We start from the raw sequence: 25,715 nt of genomic DNA on the forward strand, positions 1-25,715 counted from the left end.
GTCCAAAGCGATCTCCGGCCCGACCCACGTCACTCACCGGCGACGTCGGTGGCTTCCTCAGCCACTTCGTCTTCGGAAATCCAGCCTGCCATGCGGCGGGCGGCGACGACCATCTGCTCGGCATCCGCACGCGACACGCCGTAGTCGGCCAGAACGCCCGGATAGAACTTGGTCTCGCCGTCCTTGCGCTCCTTCCAGCCGACGAGGTCATCGGCGGCGTAGCCGGCGAAGTCCTCGATGGTCTTGACGCCGTCCTCGCCGAGCGCCACCAGCATCGCGGTGGTGATGCCGGGGATCTGGCGCAGCTCGTCCTCGACGCCGAGCTTCTTGCGCTTCTCGTCGTGCTCGGCCTCGATCTTCTCGAGATATTCGCGGGCGCGCTGCTGGATTTCGCTGGCGGTGTCCTCGTCAAAGCCGTCGATCGAGGCGATCTCGTCGGAATCGACGTAGGCCACTTCCTCGACGCTGGTGAAGCCTTCCGAGGCGAGCACCTGGCCGACCATCTCGTCGACGTCGAGGGCTTCCATGAACAGCGTCGAACGCTCGACGAATTCCTTCTGGCGGCGCTCGGACTCTTCCTGCTCGGTGAGGATGTCGATGTCCCAGCCGGTCAGCTGCGAGGCGAGGCGCACGTTCTGGCCGCGGCGGCCGATGGCGAGCGACAGCTGGTCGTCCGGCACCACGACCTCGATGCGCTCGGCGTCCTCGTCGAGAACGACCTTGGCGACCTCGGCCGGCTGCAGGGCATTGACGATGAAGGAGGCTGCCGAGGGCGACCACGGAATGATGTCGATCTTTTCGCCCTGGAGCTCGCCGACGACGGCCTGGACGCGGGAGCCGCGCATACCGACGCAGGCGCCGACCGGATCGATCGAGCTGTCGCGCGAGATGACGGCGATCTTGGCGCGCGAACCCGGATCGCGGGCCACCGACTTGATCTCGATGATGCCGTCATAGATTTCCGGCACTTCCATGGTGAACAGCTTCGCCATGAACTGCGGATGGGTACGCGACAGGAAGATCTGCGGGCCGCGCTGCTCGCGGCGCACGTCGTAGACATAGGCGCGGACGCGGTCGCCGTACTTGTAGTTCTCGCGGGGGATCAGCTCGTCGCGGCGGATGATCGCCTCGCCACGGCCGAGATCGACGATGACGTTGCCGTATTCGACGCGCTTGACCGTGCCGTTGACGATCTCGCCGATGCGATCCTTGTATTCGTCGTACTGGCGGTCGCGCTCGGCCTCGCGCACCTTCTGGACGATGACCTGCTTGGCCGACTGCGCGGCGATGCGGCCGAAATCCATCGGCGGCAGCTGCTCGGCGATAAAGTCGCCGAGTTGCGCGTCGGGATTGCGCTCGCGCGCCGAGGTCAGCGCGATCTGGGTCGCGTAGTCCTCGACCTTCTCGACCACTTCCATCAGGCGCTGCAGCTTCATCTCGCCGGTGTTCGGGTTGATGTCGGCGCGGATGTTGGTTTCCTGGCCATAGCGCGAGCGTGCCGCCTTCTGGATCGCGTCGGCCATGGCGGCGATGACGATCGACTTGTCGATCGACTTCTCGCGGGCGACCGCATCGGCGATCTGCAGCAGTTCGAGCCTGTTGGCGCTTACAACCATTGTCTTTCTCCCCGAGCTTCAGGCCGGACGCGGTCCGGCTGCACGGCTCTGTCAGTCTTCCGTTTCGGTTTCTTCGTCTTCACCGGCGTCGTCGGCCTCGCCGTGACGCTTCTTCGCTTCCTTGCGGGCCCTGTTGTCCTTGCTCAGGGCATCGCGGATCAGGTCGTCGGTTAGGATCAGCCGCGCTTCGGCGATCGCCTCGAAAGGCACGCGCACGGTCGGCTCCTCGCCATAGGCGGCCTGGTCGCGCTGGATCAGGATGCCCTCTTCGTCGGCCTCGGCGATCTTGCCGCGGAAGCGCTTGCGGTCGGTGACCAGGACCGAGGTCTCCATCTTCACGAGATGGCCGATCCAGTTGGCGAAATCCGACTTGCGCACCAGCGGCCGGTCGATGCCCGGCGACGAGACTTCGAGATGATACGCCTTTTCGATCGGATCATCGACATCGAGGGCGGGCGAGACGGCACGGCTCACCTCCTCGCAATCCTCGACCGTCATGGTTCCGTCTTCGCGCTCGGCCATGATCTGCAGCGTCAGGCCGTTCTGGCCCGACAGCCGCACGCGGACGAGCCTGAAGCCGATCGCACGGAGCACCGGCTGGATGATCAGCGCGATGCGGGCATCGATGCCGGTCTCGCGGATGATGCGGTCGTCGCCTGCCTGTTCGCCTGCGTTTTCGGTCATTGGTTCTCCAAGCGGTCGGCAGGTAACAAAAAAGAGCGGGACCGGGTGGACCCACTCTTCGTCATACCGACCAAGAATTTGACGCTGATATAACCGAAGGCGCCTCGCCTTTCAAGTGCTGCGGTCCCGAGCGTCCACCGGCGCCTGTTTAACCGACCATTGCAGCAAACGCATGGCAAACATGCATCGCCACCTCTACCGCTTCCCTTTGCGTCACCTATATTTGTTGCGTTGCACAAGAGATGATGATGCAGCGCGAAAGGATGACGAAGATGAACGCTCGCAAGCCCCTTGGACGCATTGGCAACCTGGTTCGCACCCTCGGCAGCGCCGTCGCCGCAGCCGCCGCAGTCGAGCGCGGCCACCGTCCGGCCAACCAGGATCTGGTCATGCTGGGCATCGACCCCCGGCATTTCGACCGCATCCGCCGCTACTGATTTCCCGATTTCAGGGTAGAGAGCGCCCACGGGATCGGGCTCGTCCTCGCGGACCGGCTGCGGAACCGACGTGATGCGATGTCCCTCCGCCGTTGCGGTGCGGCATTGCAGGAGGCGCTCCGGAGCGGTGGTCCTGGCGGACTCACCGCTCTGTCGCCCTGGACATCCAGCCCGCAGGGCAAAGAAAAAGCCGAAGCGCGGATTTCCGGGCTTCGGCTTTTTCGTTTCGTGACTGACGAGCTCAGTCTTCGCTGGCGCCGAGCTGGGCGAGCACCTTGCCCTTGCCGCGCGCCCGCAGGTAGAGCGGCAGAAGCACGGCGGTGGCCGCGAGCAGCAACAGCACGACCGCGATCGGCGAGCCGACGAGGATCGTCGGGTCGCCCTGGCTGATGGCGAGCGCGCGGCGCAGCTGCTGCTCGGCCATCGGCCCGAGGATCAGGCCCACCACCACGGGCGCGATCGGATAGTGGAAGCGGCGCAGGCCGTAGCCGAGCAGACCGAACGCCAAAAGCATGCCGAGTTCGAACGACATCGGCCAGCTGAACAGGCCGGCGACGTTGAGCTGGTAGACGGCCGAGTTGGCGCCGATGGTGCCGAGCGTCGCAAACAGCAGGATGCCGGCATAGAGCCACGGCGTCGGGATGGTCAGCAGGCGGACCCAGAGGCCGATCAGCGGCAGGTTCAGCACCAGAAGCATCAGGTTGGCGACCAGCAGCGAGGCGATCAGGCCCCAGACCAGCTGCGGGTTGGTGGTAAACAGAAGCGGACCGGGCTGCAGGCCGAACTGCTGGAAGCCAGCGAGCATGATCGCCGCCGTCGCCGTGGTCGGCAGGCCGAGCGTCAGGAGCGGCACCAGCGTGCCGGCGGCCGACGCGTTGTTGGCGGCTTCCGGACCGGCGACGCCCTCGATGGCGCCGTTGCCGAACTCTTCCGGCTTCTCGGCCAGCTGCTTTTCCATCGAATAGGACAGGAACGTGCCGATCTCGGCGCCGCCCGCCGGCATCGCGCCGATCGGGAAGCCGACGGCGGTGCCGCGCAGCCAGGGCTTCCACGAGCGCCGCCAGTCCTCGCGGGTCATCCACACCGAGCCCTTGATCGCCTGGATAGTGGACTCGCCGCCCTTGCCGGCCGCGACGCTGAGCGCCTCGCCGACCGCGAACAGCGCGACCGCCAGCGTCGTCACCTCGATGCCGTCGAGCAGGTCGGGGATGCCGAAGGAAAGCCGCGCCTGGCCTGTCTGCAGGTCGATGCCGACCAGGCCGAGCGCGAGGCCGATGAACAGCGCGGTGAGGCCGCGCAGGCTCGAATCGCCAAACGCGGCCGACACGGTCATGAAGGCCAGGATCATCAGCGCGAAATATTCGGCCGGGCCGAAGGACAGCGCCATCTTGACGACGGTGGGCGCAATGAAGGCGAGGCCGATGGTGGCGATGAGGCCGGCGACGAAGGAGCCGATGGCCGCCGTTGCCAGCGCTGGGCCGCCGCGTCCGGCGCGCGCCATCTTGTTGCCTTCGAGCGCCGTGACGATCGAGGCGCTTTCACCGGGCGTGTTGAGCAGGATCGACGTGGTCGAGCCGCCATACATGCCGCCGTAATAGATGCCGGCGAACATGATCAGCGATCCCGCCGGATCGAGCTTGTAGGTGACCGGCAGCAGCAGAGCCACGGTCAGCGCTGGGCCGATGCCGGGCAGGACGCCGACGGCGGTGCCGAGCGTGACGCCGATGAGTGCGTAAAGCAGGTTGATGGGTTCAAGCGCCGTCAGAAGACCCTGCGCCAGCAGACCGAACGTATCCATATCTAGCCGCTCCTAAAATGCCGCTCAGAACAGGCGTTCGAGCGGGCCGGCTGGCAGCGAGAGCTGCAGTCCCTTGGCGAAAATGACCCAGACGACGAAGGCAAGGACGATGCCGATGGGAATGGTCTTCCACAGCGGACCGCGCCCGAACGCCCGCGCGGTGGCGGCGAAGAGCAGGCCCGTGGCGATGGAGAAGCCGGCCACCTTGAGCAGCAGCATCTGCGCGGCGAGGCCGCCAACGATCCACAGGATCGGGCTGATCTCCTGATGCTCGCGCTCGGGGAAGTCGCCGCGGAAGGCTTCGATCGCCGTCCAGATCGACAGGCCGAAGAACGCGACGGCGATCACGTAGGGAAAGGTCGCCGGGCCGACGCGCGCATAGGCGCCACCGGCGCTGTGGCTGGCCGTGTTCCAGGCGATGACGACGGAAGCCGCCATGAGCAGGGCGGCGATGACAAGCGCCGCCCGGTCCGGGCGGCGCTTTTCTTGTTGCTGGGTGTCCCGGCTCATTTCACCAGGCCGATGTCTTTCAGGATCGCGGCGGTCGCCTCGGTGTCCTTCTTCAGCTGGGCTGCGAAGTCGTCACCGGCGAGATAGGTGTTGGCCCAGCCCTTGTCGGCGAGGATCTTCTTCCACGAGGCCGAAGTGACCATCTTCTCGACGTCGGCGAGCACGGCTGCCTTCTGGTCGGCCGAGATGCCGGGAGCGGCCGCGACCATGCGCCAGTTCTGGATCGCGACGTCGACGCCGCCGTCCTTGAAGGTCGGGGCATCGACGCCTTCGACCTTCTTGTCGGCCGAGATGCCGAGGATGCGCAGCTGGCCCGCCTTGATCTGCTCGGCGAACTCGCCGTAGCCGGAGATGCCGACGGTCACCTGGCTGCCGAGGATGGCGGCGAGCGCCTCGCCACCCCCGGAATAGGCGATGTAGTTGACCTTGGTCGGATCGACGCCGACGGCCTTGGCGACGAGGCCGGCCGTGATGTGGTCGGTGCCGCCGGCCGAACCGCCGCCCCAGGACACCGAGCCCGGATCGGCCTTCAGCTTGGCGACGAGGCCGGCCATGTCCTTGATGTCGGAGCTGGCGGGCACGACGATCGCTTCATACTCGCCGGTCAGGCGGGCGATCGGGGTGACCTGCTCGAGGGTGACCGGCGAGGCGTTGGTCAGGATCGCGCCGACCATGACGTAGCCGCCGACGATCAGCTGGTTGGGGTCGCCGTTCGCCTGGTTGACGAACTGGGCCAGGCCGATGGTGCCGCCGGCGCCCGGAACGTTGCTGACCTGGACGCTGCTCGAGATCTTCTCGTCCTGGAGCGCGGTCTGCATCGAGCGGGCGGTCTGGTCCCAGCCGCCGCCCGGCGCTGCCGGAGCCATGATCTTGTATTCGGCCGCGGCGGCCGGCAGGGCGAGAGCGCCTGCGATGATGGATGCCAATACGAACTGCTTCACTGCCGTTCCTCCCTTGCTGCCCGCATGCGCGGGGCAAATGCCTTTTCAGTTTCGCGGCCCGCTCGCGAAGCGGCGACCCGGATCTGACGGCAGGAACTGGCGGGCTGGTTGGCCGGCCGTGGTGCAGCGTTTCCGGCCCCTCTTTCGGCGCATTTGACGCCGCCGGGTAGCCTTTGCGGAAACCTGTTCGAAGTCCTCCCGAACTTTCCGAGCCTCGCCGCCTCCCAACGGACGGGCCAAAACTTCCCTAGCGCAGCAACCTGACATCAGACTGACACCGATGCAACAGGTTGGGTACATCGTCACGGGCTGCGCAGCGCCTCGTTCCAGCGCTGGATGACGCGCGAACGCTTGACCTGGTCGAGATAGACCATGAGGCCGGGGCTGACCGGCACCGGCCGCAGCTGCCCGCCGAGCACCTGCTGCATACGGTTGGCAGTGTTGTCGCCGGACACGTCGGGGTTGACGGCGGCGATGTGCAACTGCCGCGCCATCACCGTCTGGCCCTCGGCCGACATGAAATATTCGAGATAGCGGCGGCCGAGGTCGGGCGAACGCGCCGCCTTGGGTACCAGGCCGATGCGCGACATCACCACCGTATAGTCCTTGGGCAGCACGACGCCGACATTGGGGTCGCGCGCCGCCCAGTCGGCGGCGTAGGAACCGAGGATGTTGTAGCCGAGCACGAAGCGGCCGTCGGCGATGCGCTCGAGGATCGCGCCGCTGGTCGAATAGAGTTTCACACCGGCGGCGCCCATGGTGCGGATGACCGACCAGATGTCGGGATACTGCTCCTGGTCGCGGGCCATGAACATGAAGCCGACGCCCGAGCGCTCGATGTCGTAGGTGGCGATGCGGCCGTAGACCTTGTCGCCCTGGGCCTTGAGGAAATCGACGAACTGGCCGCGTGTCGCCGGCGGCGGCGCGTCCGCGAAGCTCGGCTTGTGGTAGACGAACACCGCCGGCTCGAAGGTCAGCGCATAGGCGGTGTCGCGCCAGTTGGCCCAGCGCGGCCAGCGGCCAGAGAGCGGCAGCCGGCTTTCCTGGGCATAGCCGTCATTGGCGAGCTTGACCTGCAGGTCCATCGCCGACGAGAAGGCGATGTCGGCCGAGCCCTTGCCGGCATCGGTCTCGGCGACCACGCGATCGTAGATCTCGGTGGTCAGCAGGTCCTCGTAGCGCACCGCGACGTCGGGATTGGCCTTCTGGAAGCCGTCGATCATCGGCTTGGCGAGCGGCGCGTCCAGCGACGAATAGACCACCAGCGTGCGGGCGTCCGCCACGGCATTGAGCGCCGGAAACACGGTCACCTCCGCGCGTGCGGGGGCTGCAAGGCTGATGAGGGCGAAGAGAAGGGCCAGGCGCATGACGGCGAGACCATGCAACAGCCCGGCCTTGGACACAACGGCGAAGCGCGCTACGCAGCTCTGGACCTTTGCCCAGCGAATAGGCATCGTTCGGGCGGCAACGGCAGGGAGATTTCGGTGCGCATTCTGGTGGTCGAGGACAACGCCACGCTAGCCGGCGGGCTTGCCGCCGTGCTCAAAGGCAGCGGCTACGCCGTCGACGTCGTCGGCGACGGCGCATCGGCCGTCGCGGTGCTCGCCGCCGAGCGCTTCGATCTCGTCATCCTCGACCTCAACCTGCCCGAGATGGACGGGCTCGAAGTGCTGCGTACCATGCGCGGACGCCAGCACGACGCGGCGGTGCTGATCCTGTCGGCGCGCCACTCGCTCGACGAGCGGGTGAAGGGCCTCGACCTCGGCGCCGACGACTACATGGTCAAGCCCTTCGACGTCGGCGAGCTCGAGGCCAGGGTGAGGACGCTGCTGCGCCGCCGCGCCGGCCTCAAGGCCTCCACCGTCAGCTTCGGCGAGGTGCTGCTCGACCTCAACACCCGCAGCTTCTCCTCGCGCGGCGCGGCGATCGACATTCCGGCGCGCGAGCTCGCGCTGCTCGAGACGCTGTTCATGCGTGCCGGCAAGGTGGTGGCCAAGCAGGCGATCATCGAATCGCTCGCCGGTTTCGATGAGGACCTCAGCGCCAACGCCATCGAGCAATATGTCAGCCGCCTGCGCAAACGGCTGGCGCCCTACGGGCTGACCGTGCGCACGGCGCGCGGCATCGGCTACTATCTCGAAAAGCTGCCCAGTCCCTGATGCCACGGACGAAAACCTATTCGCTGCGACGCCGGCTGCTGTTGTGGCTGCTCGTGCCGCTGGTAGCCATCGGGCTGATCGCGCTGGCCGACACCTACAACGAGGCTGTCGACACGGCGAACGCCGTCTCCGACCGGGTGCTGGCCGGCTCGGCACTGGCGATTGCCGAGCGGGTGGTGGTGGCGGAGAACGGCGCGCTTGAAGTCGACATCCCCTATGTCGCGCTCGAAATGCTGACTTCCGCCGCGCAGGACCGGGTCTTCTACCGGGTCGACGGCCCGGACGGCTTCATCACCGGCTACCAGAACTTGCCGGTGATCGACGGCCTCGGCCAGGAGGAAAGCGGCTATTCGGACGCGACCTTCCGCGGCGAGCCGATCAGGCTGACTTCGCTCTACCGCGCCGCCTCCACGGGCGCCACCTCGATCCCCTTCGTCGTCACCGTCGCCGAAACGACCATCGCCAGGACCCAGCTGGCGCAGACGATCCTGCTGCGTTCGGCGCTCAGGCTGGCGATCCTGATCGGCAGTGCGGCAGCCATCGTCTGGTTTGCCGTCACCTTCTCGCTCAGGCCGCTCTACCGGCTGCGCGACGCCATTGCCGAGCGCAATCCCGACGACCTGCACCCGATCGAGCAGTCGGTGCCCAAGGAGGTGCGGGGGCTGGTCGACACTGTCAACTCATTCATGGGCAGGCTGGGTTCCGCGCTCGGGGCCATGCGCCATTTCACCGGCAACGCCAGCCACCAGCTGCGCACGCCGCTGACCATCATCCGCACCCAGCTTGCGCTGTCGTCGCGCGCGCATTCGCTGGAGGAGGCCCGCCGCGCCGCCCGCATCGGCGACGAGGCGGTGGCGCATGCCGAACGCGTCATCGCCCAGCTGCTGCTGCTCGCCAAGGTCGACCAGGCGGCATCCGAGCAACTGAAGAGCCTCGGCGCGGTGGACCTGACCGAACTCGCCCGGACGCTCACCGCCGACCGCATCACCCAGGCCCATGCCGCGGGCATCGACCTCGGCTTCGAGGGCGAGGAGGCGCTCTACATGCGCGGCGAGCCGATGCTCCTCGGCGAGATGATCCGCAACCTGATCGAGAATGCGCTCGCCTATGCCGGCTCGGGCGCCGAGGCGACCGTGAAGGTGCTGCGCGAGGGCGAGAACGTCATGCTCGAAGTCGAGGACACCGGGCCGGGCATCCCGGCATCGGAGTTCGAGACCGTGCGCCAGCGCTTCGCCCGCGGCCGCGCCGGCGACCAGCCCGGTGCCGGCCTCGGCCTGCCGATCGTCGAGGAGATCGCCGCGCTGTTCGGCGGCAGGCTGGATCTGTCTTCGGGTGCGGAAGGCCGGGGCCTGCGCGTACGGATAAGGTTCCCCGAAGCTTCCGCCTAGACGCGCCGCGGGTGGATCGAGGCCGGCAGCGGCTCGGCCCGATTGCAACCATGCATTGGAAGCCCGTCTGGCCGGGAACATCCTCGCAGCCGAGGCAGATGACGCTACGGCATCCCTAGCGCCATTCCGCCGCAACCGCGAGACAACCACAGGGCGAATTCGATGTTGCTTATTAAGCCCAAGTGAACTGTTTTCGACGATAGTCGGGATGAAGGGGCGTCTTGACGCGAACGGAAGGAATATGCTCGCTGCCAGTCGACGCCACCACCCAGCAGATATCAGCATTGCGCAAAGGTCACTGGTCGCCCTGACCGTTGGGGCGGCGGTCCTCGTCGCATCGCTCTTCGGGATATTTACCCGCCCAGTCGGTTTCCTGGCCGCCGTATGGCCGGCGAACGCCATTCTCCTGGGCCTGATGGTGCGCCACCCCGCCTATGCCGCGGCTTCCGGATGGCTGGCGGCCTTCGCCGGCTACATCGCCGCCGACTTCCTCACCGGCAGCGACCTGCGCACCAACCTCTGGCTGTCCTCCGCCAACATGGCGGGCGCCATGGCCGGCTCTGCGCTGTACAGTCCGATGTCCGAGAAAATTCGCAGGCTACGCTGCTCGATCTCGGTGCTTTATCTGTTCGCCGTGTGTTGCGCGGCGGCGATGGCGGCGGCAATCGTCAGCGCCGCCGGAGCAGCGCTGCTGTTCGGCCGCGACATCACCGACGGCCTGGCCTTCTGGTTCGCCAGCGAACTGGTCAACTACCTCGTCGTCCTGCCCGTCATCCTGACCTTTCCGGGTGCCGGCACGCTGATGCGCCAACGGTGGAAGCCGCTGGAGGCGAATCTGGCCACCCTGCTGCACGCCGCACCCGCCGCAGCTCTTGCCGGCACGGTCGGCGTGGGCCTTGTCGTAGGCGGTCCGGGCGCACTCGCCTTCCCCATCCCGGCCCTGCTGTGGTGCGCGCTGACCTACAGCCTGTTCACCACGACCACGCTGACCATGTTGATGTCGGCCTGGCTGCTGATCTCGCTCCCGGCCCAGCTGATCCCCTTGTCCAAGCTGCCGAACCCGCTCCGCGTGCTCGACTCGATCCGGCTGGGCGTGGCACTCATGGCGCTCGGCCCGCTGACGGTTGCGAGCACGAACGCCGCGCGCAAGGAACTGATAGACCGGCTGTTCAAGGCCGCGAATTTCGATTCCCTCACCGGGGCGCTGTCGCGCGGCGCGTTCATGGAACGGGCGAAATCCCGCCTCGCGGAGCTGTCGCGCGGCTCGCGCGGCGTCGCGCTGCTGACGATCGATCTCGACTATTTCAAGCGCATCAACGACCGCTTCGGACATGCCGCGGGCGACAGCGTGCTGACCGAGTTCGTCCGCCTGGTTTCCCCCGAACTGCGGGGGGCCGACCTGTTCGGCCGGACCGGCGGGGAGGAATTCGCGGTGCTGTTGCCGCAGGCCGACCTGATCGAGGCGACCGGCATGGCCGAGCGCATACGCCTCACGATGGAGCGGGCAGAACCGATGCTGCCGTCGGGCCAGCAACTGCGCATGACCGTCAGCATCGGGGTGGCGGCCTGCGCCGCCGTCGAGATCAGGGGGCTCGACGAGCTTCTGCTGATCGCCGACCGGGCACTCTATGAGGCCAAGGCAGCCGGCCGCAACATGGTGCGCGTCGGCAGGTGCGGCCCAGACGGCGGCAGGGAAAGCCCGGCCTCGGATACCGCCGAAGACCATGACGATCGGCCTGTCCGGAAGCGCGCGCAATGACGCCTTGGGCGAAGCACGGTCATCGGCGCGGCGTGCCCCCGTTTTCACGAGGCCTCGAAAGCCCGGAAGTCTGGACGTATTGAGCCGATTTATCTATAAGGCGGCCCATTCCAACACTGCCGAAGCGACAAACAGGGGTCCCATGGCCGGCCATTCACAGTTCAAGAACATCATGCACCGCAAGGGCCGCCAGGATGCGGTGCGGTCGAAGATGTTCTCCAAGCTCGCGCGCGAAATCACCGTTGCAGCAAAGACCGGCGTGCCCGACCCCTCGATGAACCCTCGCCTGCGCCTGGCGGTACAGAACGCCAAGGCCGTGTCGATGCCCAAGGACAACATCGCGCGCGCCATCTCCAAGGCCTCGATGGGCGACGCCGAGAACTACGAGGAAGTGCGCTACGAGGGCTACGGCCCCGGTGGCATAGCCCTCATCGTCGAGGCTCTGACCGACAACCGCAACCGTACCGCTTCCAACGTGCGCGCCGCCTTCACCAAGGCCGGTGGCGCGATGGGCGAAACCGGCTCGGTGTCTTTCATGTGGGACCGCGTCGGCGAGATCGTCTATGAAGCCAAGGCCGGCGACGCCGACAAGGTCATGGACGCGGCGATCGAAGCCGGCGCCGACGACGTGCAGTCGGACGAGGACGGCCACACCATCACCTGCGCCTTCGAAAACCTCGGCGAAGTCTCCAAGGCGCTCGAAAGCTCGCTCGGCGACGCCGAGTCGGTGAAGATCGTCTGGAAGCCGCAGAACAACATTCCCGTCGACGAAGAGCGCGCCCAGTCGCTGATGAAGCTGGTCGCCACCCTCGAGGACGACGACGACGTGCAGAACGTCTACGCCAACTTCGAAGTCGATGACGAAACGCTGGCCAAGCTCAGCGCGGCGTAAGCAAATCCACAGACTAGATCTCATTTCATTGGCGCCGGTCGAAAATCCTCGACCGGCGCCAATTGCGTTTGGGCAATGGATAGTCCAGCCTCGATCTTGGTGGGGGGAGACTATCGAGATGACTGACGTTCAGGGCGCTCCGGCGCGGGCAGGCTTTTGGCGGCGCTTTGCGGCACTGATGATCGACTTGCTGATCGTATTGGTGCCACTTCAAATCATCGTGGTGATCCTGTTTGCGATGAGCAACGGCGCGATCCAGGGCAGCTTTGGTCTCTCATCCAGAATTTGCGAGACCGCCACACAAGCGCCTGCCGGCCTTGAGCCACCTCCGCCAGCCGACGCCAACACATTCACAGAATGCAGAACCGGCTTCTTCGGGCTGCCGACCTCAAGAACTCTTGACGCTGGTATCGTCAAGCAGGAGGGCAACACGACGACCGGCCGCTTCGTCACATATTCGCTGGATGCTGACGGCAAGCCGATCAATGCCTTTCATACGGACTGGATCACGATACTCGCTGTGGTCATCTATCTGATCGCCATGGAACGGCGGTCTGGCGCCACGGTTGGCAAGCGGACACTAGGCATCCGGGCCGTGCCGACCAATGCACCCGGACAAGTCGGCCTGCCGCTGAAACAAGCCGTCATCCGTACGGCAGCCCAATGGATCGGCATGGTGCCGGCCCTGTTCTTTGCGCTCGTGGTGCTCTTTTTCATCGAGGATCCGATGGCCGCCATGGAGACGAGCGGCTACTGGAGGATGTTTGCCATCGCCGCAATCATCCAGCTCGCCTGGCTGCTCTGGATCATCATCTCGGTTTCCAGAAAGCGCGATCCGATCTATGACCGGATTGCAGGAACCAGTGTATTGAGAACTTCATGAGCCTTCCCCAGATCCGCATCACCTACTGCACCCAGTGCATGTGGCTGCTCCGTGCCGGCTGGATGGCGCAGGAGCTGTTGTCGTCCTTCGGGCAGGAGCTCGGCGAGGTGACGCTGGTGCCGGGCACCGGCGGGGTGTTCACGATCACCTGCAACGACACCCTGATCTGGGACCGCAAGCGCGACGGCGGCTTTCCCGACGCGGCCCAGCTCAAGCAGCTGGTGCGCGACGTGATCGATCCCGAGCGCGATCTCGGCCATTCCGACCGCAAGGGGCACAAGGCCAAGGGCGAGGCCTGAGAGCGGCGCGTCTCGCGCCAGGCGCCACAGATAAGCTGGAATCGCCGGCCACTCGGTAGGCTACTTAGTTGAAGTCGGTTCGGCTGGCTGGAGAAAGCATGACCAAAAGACCACGCATCGCAGTGCTGTTTGGCGGACGCTCCGCCGAGCATGACGTTTCCATCATGTCGGCGAGCAACGTGGTCAAGGCCATCGACCAGGCGCGGTACGAGGTGGTGCCGATCGGCATTTCCCGTGACGGGCGGTGGCTGCTGGCCGAGCTCGACCAAGAGGGCGCCCTGCCGCCTGCCGTGCCGGAAAGCGGCACGGAGGTGAGCCTGCTGCCCGGCGGCAAGGGTCGGCTGGTCGCCCTGCCCCAGGACCAGGCGCCCTTCGAGCTGCCCAGGATCGACGTGCTGTTTCCAGTCCTGCATGGTCCGTTCGGCGAGGACGGCGCGGTGCAGGGCCTCGCCGAGGTTGCTGACGTTCCCTATGTCGGCTGCGGCGTGCTCGGTTCGGCCAATGCGATGGACAAGGACACGGCCAAGCGGCTGATGAAGGAGGCCGGGCTGCCGGTCGCCCGCGGATTGACGGTGCACGCAGGCGAAAGGCCTGCCTTCGAGGCCGTGAAGGCAACGCTTGGCCTGCCCGTCTTCGTCAAGCCGGCGCGGCAGGGCTCGTCGGTCGGCGTCAGCAAGGCCGAGACGCCGGAGCAGCTTGAGACGGCGCTGGCCGAGGCCTTCCGGCACGACCGCAAGGTGCTGATCGAGGAGTTCGTCGCCGGCCGCGAGGTCGAGTTCGCCGTGCTCGAGGCGCCAGACGGCTCGATCTCCGTGTCCGTGCCGGGCGAGATCGTGCCGGCCGCGAGCCACGGCTTCTACACCTACGAGGCCAAGTACATCGACGCCGACGGTGCCGCATTGCGCATTCCCGCCGAACTGCCCGACGGCGCCACCGCCAAGCTGCAGGAGGTTGCCCGCGGCGCCTTTCTGGCGCTGGGCTGCGAAAGCATGGCGCGTGTCGACTTCTTCGTGAAATCGGACGGCTCGGCGCTGGTCAACGAGGTCAACACCATCCCCGGCTTCACCAACATCAGCATGTATCCGAAGACGATGGCCGCCTCGGGCGTTTCCTATCCCGACCTCGTCGGCCGCCTGATCGAACACGCCGTGGCGCGCTGGAAGCGCCAGGGCTGAAGCACGAAGGCCGGGGCGACCCGGCCTTTTCTCTAGATGGAGCGGGCGAAGGCCATGACGAAGGCACCGAGCGAGACGACGCAGGCGGCCGTGCGGACATGGTTCCACGGCAGCCAGTCGCGCAGGTAGGTAGCCCAGAGCGCTGCCCCCTCGGTGCTCGACGGATCGACCGCTGCAAGCTGGTCGTTGAGCGGCACGTTGAAGATGACCGTCACCAGGAAAGCGCCGACCAGATAGGCCACGGCACCCGCGAGCAGCCAGGCCGCGCCCGCCTCCGACCAGCCGAGCAGCGCCCTGGCGCCCAGCACCAGCGAGAGCACCACCATGCCCATGAACACCGCCATGAAGGCGGGGTTGATGATGGTCAGGTTGATCTGCTGCATGGCGGCGACGCCCTGCGCCGCCGGCAGCCTGGCGAACGACGCCATGATGGTGTTCGAGAAGATGAAGAACAGCCCTGCGGCAAGGCCGCTGCCGATCACGGCAAGGAAGATGAGCGCGGAAAACAGAGTGCCGATCATTTCGTTTCTCCCCAAGTACCCGTTGCGGCCACCGCGGTCGCGTAGTCGTGAAAGTCCCGCGCGGGTCGCCCGAGCGCGCGTTCGACGCCGTCGGCGATATGGGCGTTGCGACCGTCGAACACCTCAGTGAACAGCATCATCAGCAGTCCGACGAGATCCGCAGGCAGACCTGCGGCGCCCAGCCCTGCCTCGAATTCGGCCGATGTGATCTCGGTGAAGCGGACATCCCGGCCGGTAGCCCTGGCGATCTCGGCCACGGCGTCGCGGAAGCTGAGCAGGCGCGAGCCCGTCATCTCGTAGAGCTGGCCGATGTGGCGGTCGTCGATGAAGGCGGCAACGGCCGCGTCGGCGATATCGTCGGCATCGACGAAAGGCTCGCCGACGTCGCCGACCGGCAAGGCGACTTCGCCCGACAGCACCGCGTCCAGCAGGAAGGCTTCGCTGAAGTTCTGCATGAACCAGCTGCAGCGCAGGACGGTCCAGTCGGCGCCGGAGGCGATGACGGCCTGTTCGGCACGCTGGGCCTCGGGCTCGCCGCGACCGGAGAGCAGCACCAGGCGCTTGACGCCCATGCCGACCGCAAGGCGAGCGAAGTCGCCGACGATGCCGGCAGCGCCGGGAGCGGCGAGGTCAGGGTGATAGGCAATATAGACGGCGCGTACGCCCTGGAGCGTTGCCACCCAGGTCGAGCGGTCGTCCCAGTCGAAGGCGGGCGAAGCGGCGCGCGAGCCGATGCGCACCGGCAGGCCCCGGGCGGCAAGGCGCTCGGCGACGCGACGGCCCGTCTTTCCGGTGCCGCCGAGGATGAGGAAAGGAGCATTGGCAATTTCAGACTGCATCTTGGCCTCCACTAAACGTGAGCAATCCTCACATTTGCAAATGTGATAAACCCTCATATTATGTCCGTCAAGCGGAATCGTCGCAGGGCATGACCATGGACAAGATCGAGGAGAGCGGCGCGCTGCGCCGGGCGCCGAGCCAGAAGCGCAGCCAGGAGCGGGTGGAACGCATGCTGCAGGCCGCCACCGCCCTGATCGAGGAAGCCGGCAGCGATGCCATGCGCATGGGCGAGGTTGCCGAGCGCGCCGGCGTGTCGATCGGCTCGCTCTACCAGTATTTTCCGGACAAGGGCGCCATCGTGCGCACGCTGGCCGAGCGCTACAACGCCGAGGGCCGCGCCTGCATCGCCGACGGGCTGGCGGGCGTGCGCGACATGGACGGCCTGCTCGCGGCCTTCGGCGGACTGATCGACACCTATTACGGCATCTTCCTCGCCGAGCCGGTGATGCGCGACATCTGGTCGGGCACGCAGGCCGACAAGGCGCTGCGCGACATCGACCTGCGCGACAGCCGCGCCAACGGAGCGCTTCTGGCGGAAGCCTGGCAGCGGGTGGCACCGGGCGCGAGCAACGAAGACATTGCGCGCAAGGCCTTCCTGATCATGTCGCTGGGCGAGGCCACCATGCGGCTGGCGATCTCGGTCGAGCGGGCCGAAGGCGATGCGCTGGTGGCCGACTACAAGGCGATGGCGCTGAGGGAGATCGAGGCGGTCGGGTAGGCGGTCTGGCAGCCAGCGCCACGCTGCCCGTTCAAGAGAGTATTGCGGTGCCCCTCATCCCCTCCGGACCTTCTCCCCGCAACAACGGGGAGAAGGAGGCCGGCCGCAATGCTCGCGCCTCTTCCGGGACCTACGGTCTGACTCCAGCAGCACCTTAAATCAGCCGCAACGCCCCCCTCTCCCCGCCCGCGGGGAGAGGGTAAGGGTGAGGGGCAGCGCGCCACTTGCGAAGACACGCATCCAACCGCAAACAACAAAAAACCCGCCACGAGGGCGGGTTCCTTGTATTCGATGAAGCGGGCCGGCTTAGATGCCAAGGCCTTCGTAACTTCGACAGACGGCCGCCGCGGGGTCGAGCAGCGTGCTGGCCGCCGGTGGTGGGGGTCCTGCCTTTGGAGATAGCGTACCCCCACCCTTTATCCCTCCCTACAAAGGGGGAGGGAGGGCATCCGCGCCGGGCCGGCGTTGGCACGGCCGATGCAACACATCTCAACACTTGATTGCGGAGGCGCGAGCGTCGGCAATTGCAGCTATTTCCAAGATGATGCAGGTTGCTTCAAGTTTCTGGTAAACATCATCCACACGAGAGAAACTATGAAAGGAAAATTGCTGGCGTTGTACACCTTTGGTGTATTTCGCGCGCCTGCCGAAGACCCTCAGAACCAAGGCTTCCATGATCGCAACGACATCAACTTTGCAGTTGCCGAGACCAGCGAAGGATTTATCGCACGATCCGGTTACGAGGATGAGCCAGGTCCCGCCAGTTGGGGGAAGCAGGTATTTCCCAGGTTTTACGAGGAACGAGGCGATAACTGGTCGCCCTCGACGCTATCGCTCTGGAAAGACCTGGCGTCGCCGATGGCGTTTTCCTACGCTGGAATTCACGCCGAAGCCCTTAGGCATGGCCGGGAGTGGTTTCTCAAGCCTGCGTGGCCGCAGTACGTGCTCTGGTGGGTGGATGGCGATCACACTCCGACATGGGCAGAAGCCATCGCACGGCATGAACATCTGCACGACCACGGCGCCCAGCCATTCGCATTCAACTTCAAACAGCCGTTTGATCAAGATGGTCGGCCGACGACGATCGATCGCGAGAGCCTCAGGCTAAATGTTCGGTTGAACGAAGAAAGGCAGGCCGGGCTGTAGCCGCAGGGGCCCCTCCCTGCCCTTCACTCCTGCAGCCCAACAAAAAAACCCGCCACGAGGGCGGGTTCCTTGTATTCGATGAAGCGGGCCGGCTTAGATGCCGAGGCCTTCGTAGCGCTTCTTGAACTTCGACAGACGGCCGCCGCGGTCGAGCAGCGTCTGCTGGCCGCCGGTCCAGGCCGGGTGCGTGGTCGGGTCGATATCGAGGTTCATCGTATCGCCTTCCTTGCCCCAGGTGGAGCGGGTAAAATACTCGGTGCCATTGGTCATGACGACCTTGATGGTGTGGTAGTCGGGATGGATATCGGCCTTCATCGCTCTGTTCCTGCTGTCGCGGCGCGGCTTGCGCAGGTGTCCTGCGGCGATGCGCCTCTTCCTAAACTTCGAAGCCGCAGCTAGATAGGCCACGGCTTCAGAAACGGTCGGCGTGCCTATACATCAGCCGATTTCGAATCACAAGGCCGCGCAGCCGGCAAATGGGCCGCGGCCCGAAGGGAAAATTCATGGCGGATACGACCGAGGGCGCGAACCAGGAGCGCAGGCGTTCGCTGCGTCCGCTGAGCCGGCTGTCCCCCTATCTCGGCCGCTACCCCAAGCTGGTCGTCGGCGCGATCATCTCCCTGATCCTTGCAGCCGTGACCACGCTGACCCTGCCGATCGCAGTCCGCCGCATGATCGACCACGGCTTCTCGTCATCCGATTCCAGCTTCATCGCCCGGTATTTCGGAATGCTGGTGGCGATCGCCGCCCTGCTCGCGCTCGCCTCGGCCTGCCGCTACTATTTCGTCATCACGCTCGGCGAACGGGTCGTCTCCGACCTGCGCCGCGACGTCTTTGCCCATGTGACCAGGCTGTCCCCGGCCTTCTTCGACACCGCCATGTCGGGCGAGATCGTCTCGCGCCTGACCGCCGACACCACCCAGATCAAGTCGGCGGTCGGCGCCACCGCGTCCGTGGCGCTGCGCAACGTCATCCTCGGGCTGGGCGCACTTGCCATGATGGTGGTGACCAGCCCGAAGCTTTCCGGCCTGGTGATCGCCGCGATCCCGCTGATCGTCCTGCCGCTGGTCGCCTTCGGCCGTTCGGTTCGGCGCAAGTCGCGCACCGCGCAGGACACGCTTGCCAATGCCACCGCCTTCGCCAGCGAGCAGATCGGCGCCATCCGCACGCTGCAGGCCTTCACCAACGAGAAGCTGGTGACGGGCCGCTTCGCCGCCGCGGTGGAGACGGCCTTCCAGGCTGCACGCGCCTCGGTGCTGGCGCGCGCCATCCTGACCTTCTTCGCCATCTTCACCATCTTCGCCTCGGTGGTGGCGGTGCTGTGGTTCGGCTCGCGCGACGTGCTGGAAGGCACGATCTCGCCCGGCACGCTCGGCCAGTTCCTGCTCTATTCGGTGTTCGCCGCCGGTGCCTTGGGCGCCCTGTCGGAAGTGTGGGGCGAACTGAGTGCCGCCGCGGGTGCCGCCGAACGCATCACCGAAATCCTGGCCGAGAAGTCGACGGTCGCCGCACCGGCATCGCCGCAGCCGCTGCCGGCCAAGAGCACGGGCGCCATCGAATTCCGCGACGTAACCTTCTCCTATCCGGTGCGGCCGGACCGCGCCGCGGTGCACGGCCTGAGCTTTACGGTCAAGCCGGGCGAGACGGTCGCCATCGTCGGTCCGTCCGGCGCCGGCAAGAGCACGGTGTTCTCGCTGCTCCTGCGCTTCTACGACCCGGAGAGCGGTGCGGTGCTGATCGACGGCGTCGATCTCCAGAAGGCCGATCCCGAGGCGGTGCGCGGCCGCATCGCCATCGTGCCGCAGGACGTGACGATCTTTGCAAGCTCGGCCGCCGACAACATCGGCTTCGGCCGCCCCGGCGCGCCGCAGGCGGAGATCGAGGCCGCGGCGAGCGCAGCACTTGCCGACGAGTTCATCGAGAAGCTGCAGGGCGGCTACGACACCCAGGTCGGCGAGCGCGGCGTCACGCTTTCCGGCGGCCAGCGCCAGCGCATCGCGATTGCCCGCGCCATCCTGCGCGACGCCCCCATTCTGCTGCTCGACGAGGCGACCTCGGCGCTCGACGCGCAGAGCGAAAGACAGGTGCAGACCGCACTCGAACACCTGATGCAGGGTCGCACCACCATCGTCATCGCCCACCGGCTGGCGACGGTGCTCAAGGCCGACCGCATCCTGGTCATGGATGGCGGCCGCGTGGTCGAGGAAGGCACGCACCAGAGCCTGGTCGCCAGGGGCGGCGTCTATGCGCGCCTTGCCAAGCTGCAGTTCGACGCCGGCGCCAGCGCCCTTCAGGGCGCGGCGGAGTAGCTGCGCATTGTCTTGGCGGATATCGCTCCATGATATACATTCAAGCCGTATATCATGGAGGTTGCCATGCAGGTTTCGAAATGGGGCAACAGCCTCGCCATCCGCCTGCCGGCCCAGGTGGTCGAGGCGCTGGATCTGAAGGAAGGCGACGAGATCGACATCCGCGTCGCGGGTGAACGCGCCTTCGACATCGAACGCGACCGCAGCCGCGCGCGGGCGCTCGAGCGCATCCAGTCGCTGCGGAAGCCGCTGCCCAAAGGCTGGAGCTTCGACCGCGACGAAGCCAACGCCCGATGAGCGCGCCCGACGAGCTTCTCGACACCAACATCCTCGTCTATGCCTTCAGCACCGATCCGCGCGGGAAAACGGCAGAGGAATTGCTGGCCAAAGGCTGCTCGGTCGGTGTCCAGGGTCTGAACGAGTTCGCCAATGTCGCCCGCCGCAAGCTCGGCATGAATTGGGAAGAGATCGGCGCCGCCATCTCGATCATTCGCACGCTCTGCCCCCGCATCCTCCCCCTCGACGCGGAAACGCACGCCGAAGCCCTTGTCCAGGCGCAGCGCAACAACCTGTCGTTCTACGATGCGCTGGTGGTCGCCGCGGCCCTGCGCGCCAACTGCACGACACTGTGGTCTGAAGACATGCAGCACGGCCGCGTCATCGATGGACGGCTGCGGATCGCCAATCCTTTCATGGTGGAGTAGCGCCTCAGAGGAAGGTCGCGATCTCCAACAGCGGGCGCTTTTCCATCGCATGCGCCGGGATGGTGGCACCGTCCTTCGGATAGCCGACGACCATCAGGATATAGGGCTTGTCGTGCGGGTCGCGGCCGCAGATCTCGTTGAGGAAGCTCATCGGGTTGGGCGTATGCGTGAGCGTTGCAAGCCCGGCGCGGTGGAGCGCCGCGATCAGGAAGCCGGTGGCGATGCTGACCGATTCCGGCACGTAGTAGTTCTTGCGGGCGACGCCGTCGGCCGAGCGGCTCTTGCGCTCGCCGAAGACGCAGATCAGCCAGGGTGCTTCCTCGAGGAAGGGCTTCGACGCATCGGTGCCGAGCGGCGCCAGCGCCTTCAGCCACTCCTCGCCCGCCCTGCCCTCGTAGAAGGCGCGCTCCTCGACTTCGGCCGCCTCGCGGATCTGCCGCTTGATATCGGCATCGCCGATGACGGCGAAATGCCAGGGCTGGTGGTTGGCGCCGTTGGGCGCGGTGCCCGCGGCGAGGATGCAGGTCTCGATGATGTCGCGCGGCACCGGCCGGGTGGAGAAATCGCGGACGGTGTGGCGCGTGCGGATCTCGTCGTAGAAGGCCTGGGCCCCGGCGCGCATCTCCTCGACCGGCTTTTCGACGTAGTCGGGCAAGGGCACGGCGCGGTAGGCGTGGGCGGACTGTATGGTCATCGTCTGTTGCTCGTCATGCAGGGTTGGCAGCGGACAACTTGGGCGGCACGACGGCATTCGTCAATCGGGCAGCTTCTCCAAGCTTTCTGCGAAAGCAACCGAACTCTCTCGCAGATCAGCAGCGCTCCGCACTTTCCCTCATAACGATATTTACTTATTGTTGCATCGACACTTTCCATGACCACCATGTCACCTCCAATTCTGATCAATGAGAATCGACGGTTTCGACTGGGATGACGGCAATTGGCCCAAATGCGCCAAGCATGGGCTTTCCAAGGCTCAAATCGAATCGGTCTTCGACGGAGAACTCGACATTTTCGACGATCCCTTCGACTCCGATGAGCACCGCTTCCGCGCGATCGGGCGTGACGGTCAAGGACAACACATCTTCATCGTGTTTTGCATCCGTGAACTGCGTGGCCTAGAATTGCTCCGCCCGATCAGCGCCAGATACATGCACGCAAGGGAAATCAGGCACTATGAGCAGCAAAAAGCTTAAGCCTCTTCCTGACTTTGCGACCGACGAGGAAGCCGAGCGCTTTGTCGACGAGGCTGACCTGACCGAATTCGACCTGTCGGGAGCCAGATCGGTTGTTGTGCGTGCCAGCAAGGAGCAGCCGGCTCCGAGCAGAACAACGGCGTTCCGCTTCGAGATCTACAAGGACCGCTCCGGCAGCTTCCATTTTCGATTTCTCGCAGCCGGCGGCGAGGTGGTCTTCAGTTCCGAAGCATTCCAGTCGAAGACGGAAGCCCTCAAGGCGATCGAGTCCATTCGCGCCAACGCCGACCGCGCTGCAATCTCCGACGTAGCAGCCTGAGCCATCCCCAACGATTTCAGGCGCCAGCAAACCTCCCCGCATTCCTGCCCGAGAAGATGCAGCCGCCGAGGAACGTGCCTTCGAGCGCGTTGTAGCCGTGGTAGCCGCCGCCGCCGAAGCCGGCGACCTCGCCCGCCGCGTAGAGGCCGGGGACCGGCTCGCCGGCTGAATCCAGCACCTGGCCGTCGAGATTGGTGTGCAGGCCGCCCAGCGTCTTGCGCGTCAGCACGTTGAGGCGGACGGCGATCAGCGGGCCGTTGGCCGGGTCGAGGATCTTGTGCGGCCTCGCCGTGCGCACCAGCCGGTCGCCGAGATATTTCCGCGCCCCATGGATCGCCGTGACCTGAGCGTCCTTGGAGAAGGGATTGTCGATCTCGCGGTCGCGGGCGGCGATCTGGGCGTGCAGGCGGTCATGGTCGATGAGGTCGCTGCCGACGAGCGCGTTCATGCCTGCGACCAGTTCCGGCAGGCTGTCGCGGACGACGAAGTCCTCGCCGTGTTGCTTGAAGGCCTCGACCGAAGGCGGCGCGCCCTTGGCGCGGCGGCTCTTCAGAACCTCGATCCAGCGCTTCGAGGTCAGGTCCGGGTTCTGTTCGGAGCCGGAGAGCGCGAACTCCTTCTTGATGATCTTCTGGGTCAGCACGAACCAGGAATAGTCGTGGCCGGTCGAAAGGATGCGCCCGAGCGTGCCGAGCGTGTCGAAGCCGGGCAGGAACGGCGCCGCGAGCCGCTCGCCGAGCGCGTCGAACCACAGCGACGACGGGCCGGGCAGGATGCGGATGCCGTGGTTCGGCCAGATCGGGCTCCAGTTGGTCAACCCCTCGGTGTAGTGCCACATGCGATCGCGGTTGATGACGGTGCCGTCGGCGGCTTCCGTGATCGCGATCATGCGGCCGTCGACATGATGCGGCACGCCGGCGACCATCTTCGTGGGCGGCGGGCCGAGGCGATCAACCGGCCAGGCCTTGCGGACGAGGTCATGGTTGCCGCCGATGCCGCCGGAGGTGACCACGACGGCGCCCGCGTGAACCTCGAAATCGCCGATCACGGCGCGGCTCGATCGCTGGCCGCGCTCGACGGTCGATGGCTCGAGGACCTCGCCGGCGACGCCGGTCACCGCATTGTTGGTCTTAATCAGCCGGCTTGCCTGGTGGCGGAACCTGAGCGCGATGCGGCCAGCCGCTTCGTGTTCCCGCACCCGGCGCAGGAACGGCTCGAGCACGCCGGGACCGGTGCCCCAGGTGACATGGAAGCGTGGCACCGAATTGCCATGGCCATGCGCAAGCGCGCCGCCGCGCTCGGCCCAGCCTACGACCGGGAACCAGCGCATGCCCTGCGCGTGGAGCCAGGGACGCATCTCGCCGGCGGCGAAATCGACGAAGGCTTCCGCGACCTTGCGCGGCCAGAAATCCTCGGGCCGGTCGAACTGCGCCGAACCCAGCCAGTCCTGCATGGCAAGTTCGCGGCTGTCACGGATGCGCATGCGCCGCTGCTCGGGGCTGTCTATGAAGAACAGGCCGCCGAGCGACCAGAAGGCCTGGCCACCGAGCGAATTGGCGCCCTCCTGCTCGAGGATGACGACGCGCTTGCCCGTGTCGGCGAGTTCGGCCGCGGCAACGAGACCGGCGATCCCGCCGCCCACGACAATCGCATCCGCCCGTTCCGCCACCTGCCCCTCCCAAGGTCTCGTGGTTTGGATGCGAGTTTCGGGGAATGGTCCGCAAGTTCAAGCGGAAAGTCGGAACTTCGAGATACCGCTGCGGAAAGGCGCCGTGCTTGCGGCGCCTTTGGCAAGTCTTGCCCGGCCGCTCAGCGCCCGTAGCGCTTCTTGAGATGGGCGGTGAAGTAAGTCGCGTTCAGCTTTTCGCCCGTGGCGCGTTCGAGCAATTGCGGCGTCGACCAGCGCGAACCTTGCGACCAGATGTTCTTGTGGCGCCATTCGTTGATCGTCTCGAAATGGCCCCTGGCGATCTCGTCGTCGACGGCCGGATGCTGCCTGACGATCGCCGCCCATTGCTGTGCCGCCATCATCGCGCCCAGCGTGTAGGAAGGGAAATAGCCGAAGGCGCCGCCCGGCCAGTGCACGTCCTGCATCGGGCCGTCGGCCGGGTCGTCGATGGTGGACAGGCCGAGATAGTCGCGCATCTTGGCGTCCCACGCCTCGGGAAGGTCCGACACCGCCAGGCGGCTGGCGACCAGCTCCTGCTCCAGCTCGTAGCGCAGGATGACGTGCAGCGGATAGGTGACCTCGTCGGCGTCGACGCGGATCAGGCCGCGCTCGACCTGGTGCACATGTGGCAGGATCTCGGCGAGCGACCAGCTTTCGCCGAGGTGCTGGTCGACCAGCGGCAGCGCCCAGCGCCAGAAGGCCGGATTGCGGCCGAGCTGCTTTTCGACGAACAGGCTCTGGCTCTCGTGCACCGCCATGCCGCGCGCCTTGCCGAGCGGCCAGTGCGACCAGGCCTGGGGCAGGTTCTGTTCGTAGAGCGCGTGCCCGGTCTCGTGCAGCACGCCCATCAGGGCGGACAGGAAATCGCCGGTCTTGTAGCGCGTGGTGATGCGCACGTCGGTCGGCACGCCGCCGCAGAAGGGGTGGTGCGACACCGACAGGCTGCCGCGGGTGAGGTCGAAGCCGATTGCCGCCATCATCGCCAGCCCGAGTTCGCGCTGGCGCTCGACCGCATAGACGCCGGACAGCGGGCGCACCGGGTTGCTGGCACGCCGCTCTTGCTGCACCGCAAGCGCCTCGGGAACGAAGTCCTTCAGGAACCCCTTCAGGTCGGCGAAGACCGGCGTGATGTCGGCCGTCCGGTTGCCCGGGTCGTATTGTTCCATCAACGCGTCGTAGGGATCGAGCCCCAGCGCGTCCGAGCGCAACGCAGCCTCCTCGCGCACCAGCGTGACCACGCCCTCCAGCGCCGGTTCGAAGCCCGCCCAGTCGTTCTTTGCCCTGAGGTCGCGCCACAGCTGCTCCGAGCGCAGCCGCGCCGCGGTGAAGCGCTCGACGAATTCGGACGGAAGGCAGGTCATGTTGGTGTACTGGCGGCGGAATTCCTTAAGCGCTGCCGCCTGCTCCTCGTTCAGGACCTCCTTCTCCGCCGCGACGATCCAGTCGGCGATCTCGGGCGCGGTGGCCTGGCGGTGGTGCATGCCGGCCAGCGCCGACATCGCCTCCGCGCGCTTGGCGCCGCCGCCGACCGCCATATGGGTCGCCTCGTCGGCCCCGAGGATGGCGAGCGCGTGTTCCAAGGCTTCGAGCTTGCGGCCGAGTTCGTCGAGCTTGGCAAAGGACATGGCGACTCCTGTGTTGCGGAAAGGGCCGAAAGGATACCAAACACGGCCGCGCCGCAAGCCCGTTCGGCTGGTCCAGGCTTGTCCGGCATGCGCCCGGTGTGGTGAGGTAGAGGGCCAGAGAGGGAGGCAG

General features: G+C 66.2%; 27 protein-coding genes. 15 read left to right on the forward strand and 12 right to left on the reverse strand.

Translation table 11 applies throughout. The annotated features are described in order from the left end of the window. Positions 1 to 29: 29 nt before the first annotated feature. Together nusA and rimP are read right to left on the reverse strand one after the other, a co-directional pair. Complete coding sequence (nusA, locus tag AmiPiv_RS13050; protein WP_340037895.1) at positions 30 to 1,616, reverse strand: transcription termination factor NusA; 1,587 nt, start codon at positions 1,614 to 1,616, stop codon at positions 30 to 32. A 51-nt stretch (positions 1,617 to 1,667) separates the two neighbouring features. Continuing rightward, positions 1,668 to 2,300 carry a ribosome maturation factor RimP gene (gene rimP / locus AmiPiv_RS13055; RefSeq protein WP_340037896.1) on the reverse strand — a complete coding sequence of 211 codons (633 nt, stop codon included), beginning with the start codon at positions 2,298 to 2,300 and terminating at the stop codon, positions 1,668 to 1,670. Positions 2,301 to 2,572: 272 nt separating this feature from the next. Here rimP and AmiPiv_RS13060 point away from each other — a divergent pair, with 272 nt between their 5' ends. Then, a complete protein-coding gene (locus AmiPiv_RS13060) occupies positions 2,573 to 2,737 on the forward strand; it encodes a hypothetical protein (RefSeq protein WP_340037897.1) in 165 nt (54 codons plus the stop codon). A 241-nt stretch (positions 2,738 to 2,978) separates the two neighbouring features. On the opposite strand, the gene AmiPiv_RS13065 is transcribed toward AmiPiv_RS13060, so the two are convergent. The 4 genes from AmiPiv_RS13065 to AmiPiv_RS13080 all read right to left on the reverse strand — a co-directional run bounded on the left by AmiPiv_RS13065 (position 2,979) and on the right by AmiPiv_RS13080 (position 7,353). Next, entirely contained in the window at positions 2,979 to 4,535 is a 1,557-nt protein-coding gene (locus AmiPiv_RS13065; protein WP_340037898.1) for a tripartite tricarboxylate transporter permease, read from the reverse strand. Between the two features lie 24 nt (positions 4,536 to 4,559). Then, positions 4,560 to 5,045 carry a tripartite tricarboxylate transporter TctB family protein gene (locus AmiPiv_RS13070; RefSeq protein ID WP_340037899.1) on the reverse strand — a complete coding sequence of 162 codons (486 nt, stop codon included), beginning with the start codon at positions 5,043 to 5,045 and terminating at the stop codon, positions 4,560 to 4,562. After that, a complete protein-coding gene (locus AmiPiv_RS13075; RefSeq protein WP_340037900.1) occupies positions 5,042 to 5,986 on the reverse strand; it encodes a Bug family tripartite tricarboxylate transporter substrate binding protein in 945 nt (314 codons plus the stop codon). The genes AmiPiv_RS13070 and AmiPiv_RS13075 overlap by 4 nt, the downstream gene beginning before the upstream one ends. A gap of 302 nt (positions 5,987 to 6,288) precedes the next feature. Then, on the reverse strand, positions 6,289 to 7,353 hold the full coding sequence (locus AmiPiv_RS13080) for an ABC transporter substrate-binding protein (RefSeq protein ID WP_340038107.1): 1,065 nt from the start codon (positions 7,351 to 7,353) through the stop codon (positions 6,289 to 6,291). A 117-nt stretch (positions 7,354 to 7,470) separates the two neighbouring features. On the opposite strand from AmiPiv_RS13080, the gene AmiPiv_RS13085 reads away from it, so the two are divergent. The 7 genes from AmiPiv_RS13085 to AmiPiv_RS13115 all read left to right on the forward strand — a co-directional run bounded on the left by AmiPiv_RS13085 (position 7,471) and on the right by AmiPiv_RS13115 (position 14,541). Next, positions 7,471 to 8,145: a response regulator transcription factor gene (locus AmiPiv_RS13085; protein WP_340037901.1), complete on the forward strand. Its 675-nt coding sequence runs from the start codon at positions 7,471 to 7,473 to the stop codon at positions 8,143 to 8,145. Beyond that, a complete protein-coding gene (locus tag AmiPiv_RS13090) occupies positions 8,145 to 9,533 on the forward strand; it encodes a sensor histidine kinase (protein WP_340037902.1) in 1,389 nt (462 codons plus the stop codon). The genes AmiPiv_RS13085 and AmiPiv_RS13090 overlap by 1 nt, the downstream gene beginning before the upstream one ends. Positions 9,534 to 9,774: 241 nt before the next feature. Continuing rightward, complete coding sequence (locus AmiPiv_RS13095; RefSeq protein WP_340037903.1) at positions 9,775 to 11,292, forward strand: GGDEF domain-containing protein; 1,518 nt, start codon at positions 9,775 to 9,777, stop codon at positions 11,290 to 11,292. A 142-nt stretch (positions 11,293 to 11,434) separates the two neighbouring features. Then, the gene (locus AmiPiv_RS13100) at positions 11,435 to 12,184 is read left to right on the forward strand and encodes a YebC/PmpR family DNA-binding transcriptional regulator (protein ID WP_340037904.1); all 750 of its coding nucleotides are present in this window, start codon (positions 11,435 to 11,437) and stop codon (positions 12,182 to 12,184) included. 118 nt (positions 12,185 to 12,302) lie between these two features. Further along, a complete protein-coding gene (locus tag AmiPiv_RS13105) occupies positions 12,303 to 13,067 on the forward strand; it encodes an RDD family protein (protein ID WP_340037905.1) in 765 nt (254 codons plus the stop codon). Next, positions 13,064 to 13,366 (forward strand): SelT/SelW/SelH family protein, encoded by a 303-nt coding sequence (locus tag AmiPiv_RS13110; RefSeq protein ID WP_340037906.1) that lies wholly within the window; start codon positions 13,064 to 13,066, stop codon positions 13,364 to 13,366. The genes AmiPiv_RS13105 and AmiPiv_RS13110 overlap by 4 nt, the downstream gene beginning before the upstream one ends. A gap of 98 nt (positions 13,367 to 13,464) precedes the next feature. Next, entirely contained in the window at positions 13,465 to 14,541 is a 1,077-nt protein-coding gene (locus AmiPiv_RS13115) for a D-alanine--D-alanine ligase family protein (protein ID WP_340037907.1), read from the forward strand. Positions 14,542 to 14,573: 32 nt separating this feature from the next. Here the strand turns inward: AmiPiv_RS13115 and AmiPiv_RS13120 are convergent, their stop codons facing one another. Further along, positions 14,574 to 15,062: an anthrone oxygenase family protein gene (locus AmiPiv_RS13120; RefSeq protein ID WP_340037908.1), complete on the reverse strand. Its 489-nt coding sequence runs from the start codon at positions 15,060 to 15,062 to the stop codon at positions 14,574 to 14,576. Continuing rightward, on the reverse strand, positions 15,059 to 15,901 hold the full coding sequence (locus AmiPiv_RS13125; protein WP_340037909.1) for an NAD(P)H-binding protein: 843 nt from the start codon (positions 15,899 to 15,901) through the stop codon (positions 15,059 to 15,061). The genes AmiPiv_RS13120 and AmiPiv_RS13125 overlap by 4 nt, the downstream gene beginning before the upstream one ends. Positions 15,902 to 15,996: 95 nt before the next feature. Here AmiPiv_RS13125 and AmiPiv_RS13130 point away from each other — a divergent pair, with 95 nt between their 5' ends. Further along, positions 15,997 to 16,620 (forward strand): TetR/AcrR family transcriptional regulator, encoded by a 624-nt coding sequence (locus tag AmiPiv_RS13130; RefSeq protein WP_340038108.1) that lies wholly within the window; start codon positions 15,997 to 15,999, stop codon positions 16,618 to 16,620. A 477-nt stretch (positions 16,621 to 17,097) separates the two neighbouring features. Further along, complete coding sequence (locus tag AmiPiv_RS13135; protein ID WP_340037910.1) at positions 17,098 to 17,766, forward strand: DUF3291 domain-containing protein; 669 nt, start codon at positions 17,098 to 17,100, stop codon at positions 17,764 to 17,766. 93 nt (positions 17,767 to 17,859) lie between these two features. Here the strand turns inward: AmiPiv_RS13135 and rpmE are convergent, their stop codons facing one another. Next, the gene (gene rpmE, locus AmiPiv_RS13140; protein ID WP_340037911.1) at positions 17,860 to 18,081 is read right to left on the reverse strand and encodes a 50S ribosomal protein L31; all 222 of its coding nucleotides are present in this window, start codon (positions 18,079 to 18,081) and stop codon (positions 17,860 to 17,862) included. A 188-nt stretch (positions 18,082 to 18,269) separates the two neighbouring features. On the opposite strand from rpmE, the gene AmiPiv_RS13145 reads away from it, so the two are divergent. The 3 genes from AmiPiv_RS13145 (at position 18,270) to AmiPiv_RS13155 (ending at position 20,779) form a co-directional block, all read left to right on the forward strand. Next, a complete protein-coding gene (locus tag AmiPiv_RS13145; RefSeq protein ID WP_340037912.1) occupies positions 18,270 to 20,075 on the forward strand; it encodes an ABC transporter transmembrane domain-containing protein in 1,806 nt (601 codons plus the stop codon). A 66-nt stretch (positions 20,076 to 20,141) separates the two neighbouring features. After that, positions 20,142 to 20,372 (forward strand): AbrB/MazE/SpoVT family DNA-binding domain-containing protein, encoded by a 231-nt coding sequence (locus AmiPiv_RS13150; protein WP_340037913.1) that lies wholly within the window; start codon positions 20,142 to 20,144, stop codon positions 20,370 to 20,372. Beyond that, positions 20,369 to 20,779 carry a PIN domain-containing protein gene (locus AmiPiv_RS13155; RefSeq protein WP_340037914.1) on the forward strand — a complete coding sequence of 137 codons (411 nt, stop codon included), beginning with the start codon at positions 20,369 to 20,371 and terminating at the stop codon, positions 20,777 to 20,779. Before AmiPiv_RS13150 ends, AmiPiv_RS13155 begins: the two co-directional genes overlap by 4 nt. Positions 20,780 to 20,783: 4 nt before the next feature. Here AmiPiv_RS13155 and AmiPiv_RS13160 read toward each other — a convergent pair whose 3' ends face one another. Next, positions 20,784 to 21,473 (reverse strand): nitroreductase family protein, encoded by a 690-nt coding sequence (locus tag AmiPiv_RS13160; protein ID WP_340037915.1) that lies wholly within the window; start codon positions 21,471 to 21,473, stop codon positions 20,784 to 20,786. Between the two features lie 208 nt (positions 21,474 to 21,681). Here AmiPiv_RS13160 and AmiPiv_RS13165 point away from each other — a divergent pair, with 208 nt between their 5' ends. Then, positions 21,682 to 21,972 (forward strand): BrnT family toxin, encoded by a 291-nt coding sequence (locus AmiPiv_RS13165; RefSeq protein ID WP_340037916.1) that lies wholly within the window; start codon positions 21,682 to 21,684, stop codon positions 21,970 to 21,972. A 97-nt stretch (positions 21,973 to 22,069) separates the two neighbouring features. Continuing rightward, positions 22,070 to 22,291 carry a YegP family protein gene (locus AmiPiv_RS13175; RefSeq protein ID WP_340038109.1) on the forward strand — a complete coding sequence of 74 codons (222 nt, stop codon included), beginning with the start codon at positions 22,070 to 22,072 and terminating at the stop codon, positions 22,289 to 22,291. A 16-nt stretch (positions 22,292 to 22,307) separates the two neighbouring features. Here the strand turns inward: AmiPiv_RS13175 and AmiPiv_RS13180 are convergent, their stop codons facing one another. Together AmiPiv_RS13180 and AmiPiv_RS13185 are read right to left on the reverse strand one after the other, a co-directional pair. Beyond that, positions 22,308 to 23,960, reverse strand: coding sequence for an FAD-binding dehydrogenase (locus AmiPiv_RS13180; RefSeq protein WP_340037917.1), 1,653 nt, complete (start codon positions 23,958 to 23,960; stop codon positions 22,308 to 22,310). A gap of 140 nt (positions 23,961 to 24,100) precedes the next feature. Further along, on the reverse strand, positions 24,101 to 25,585 hold the full coding sequence (locus AmiPiv_RS13185) for a carboxypeptidase M32 (protein ID WP_340037918.1): 1,485 nt from the start codon (positions 25,583 to 25,585) through the stop codon (positions 24,101 to 24,103). Positions 25,586 to 25,715: the final 130 nt, after the last annotated feature.

This window comes from Aminobacter sp. Piv2-1 (genome assembly GCF_037625995.1).
Lineage (GTDB): Bacteria > Pseudomonadota > Alphaproteobacteria > Rhizobiales > Rhizobiaceae > Aminobacter.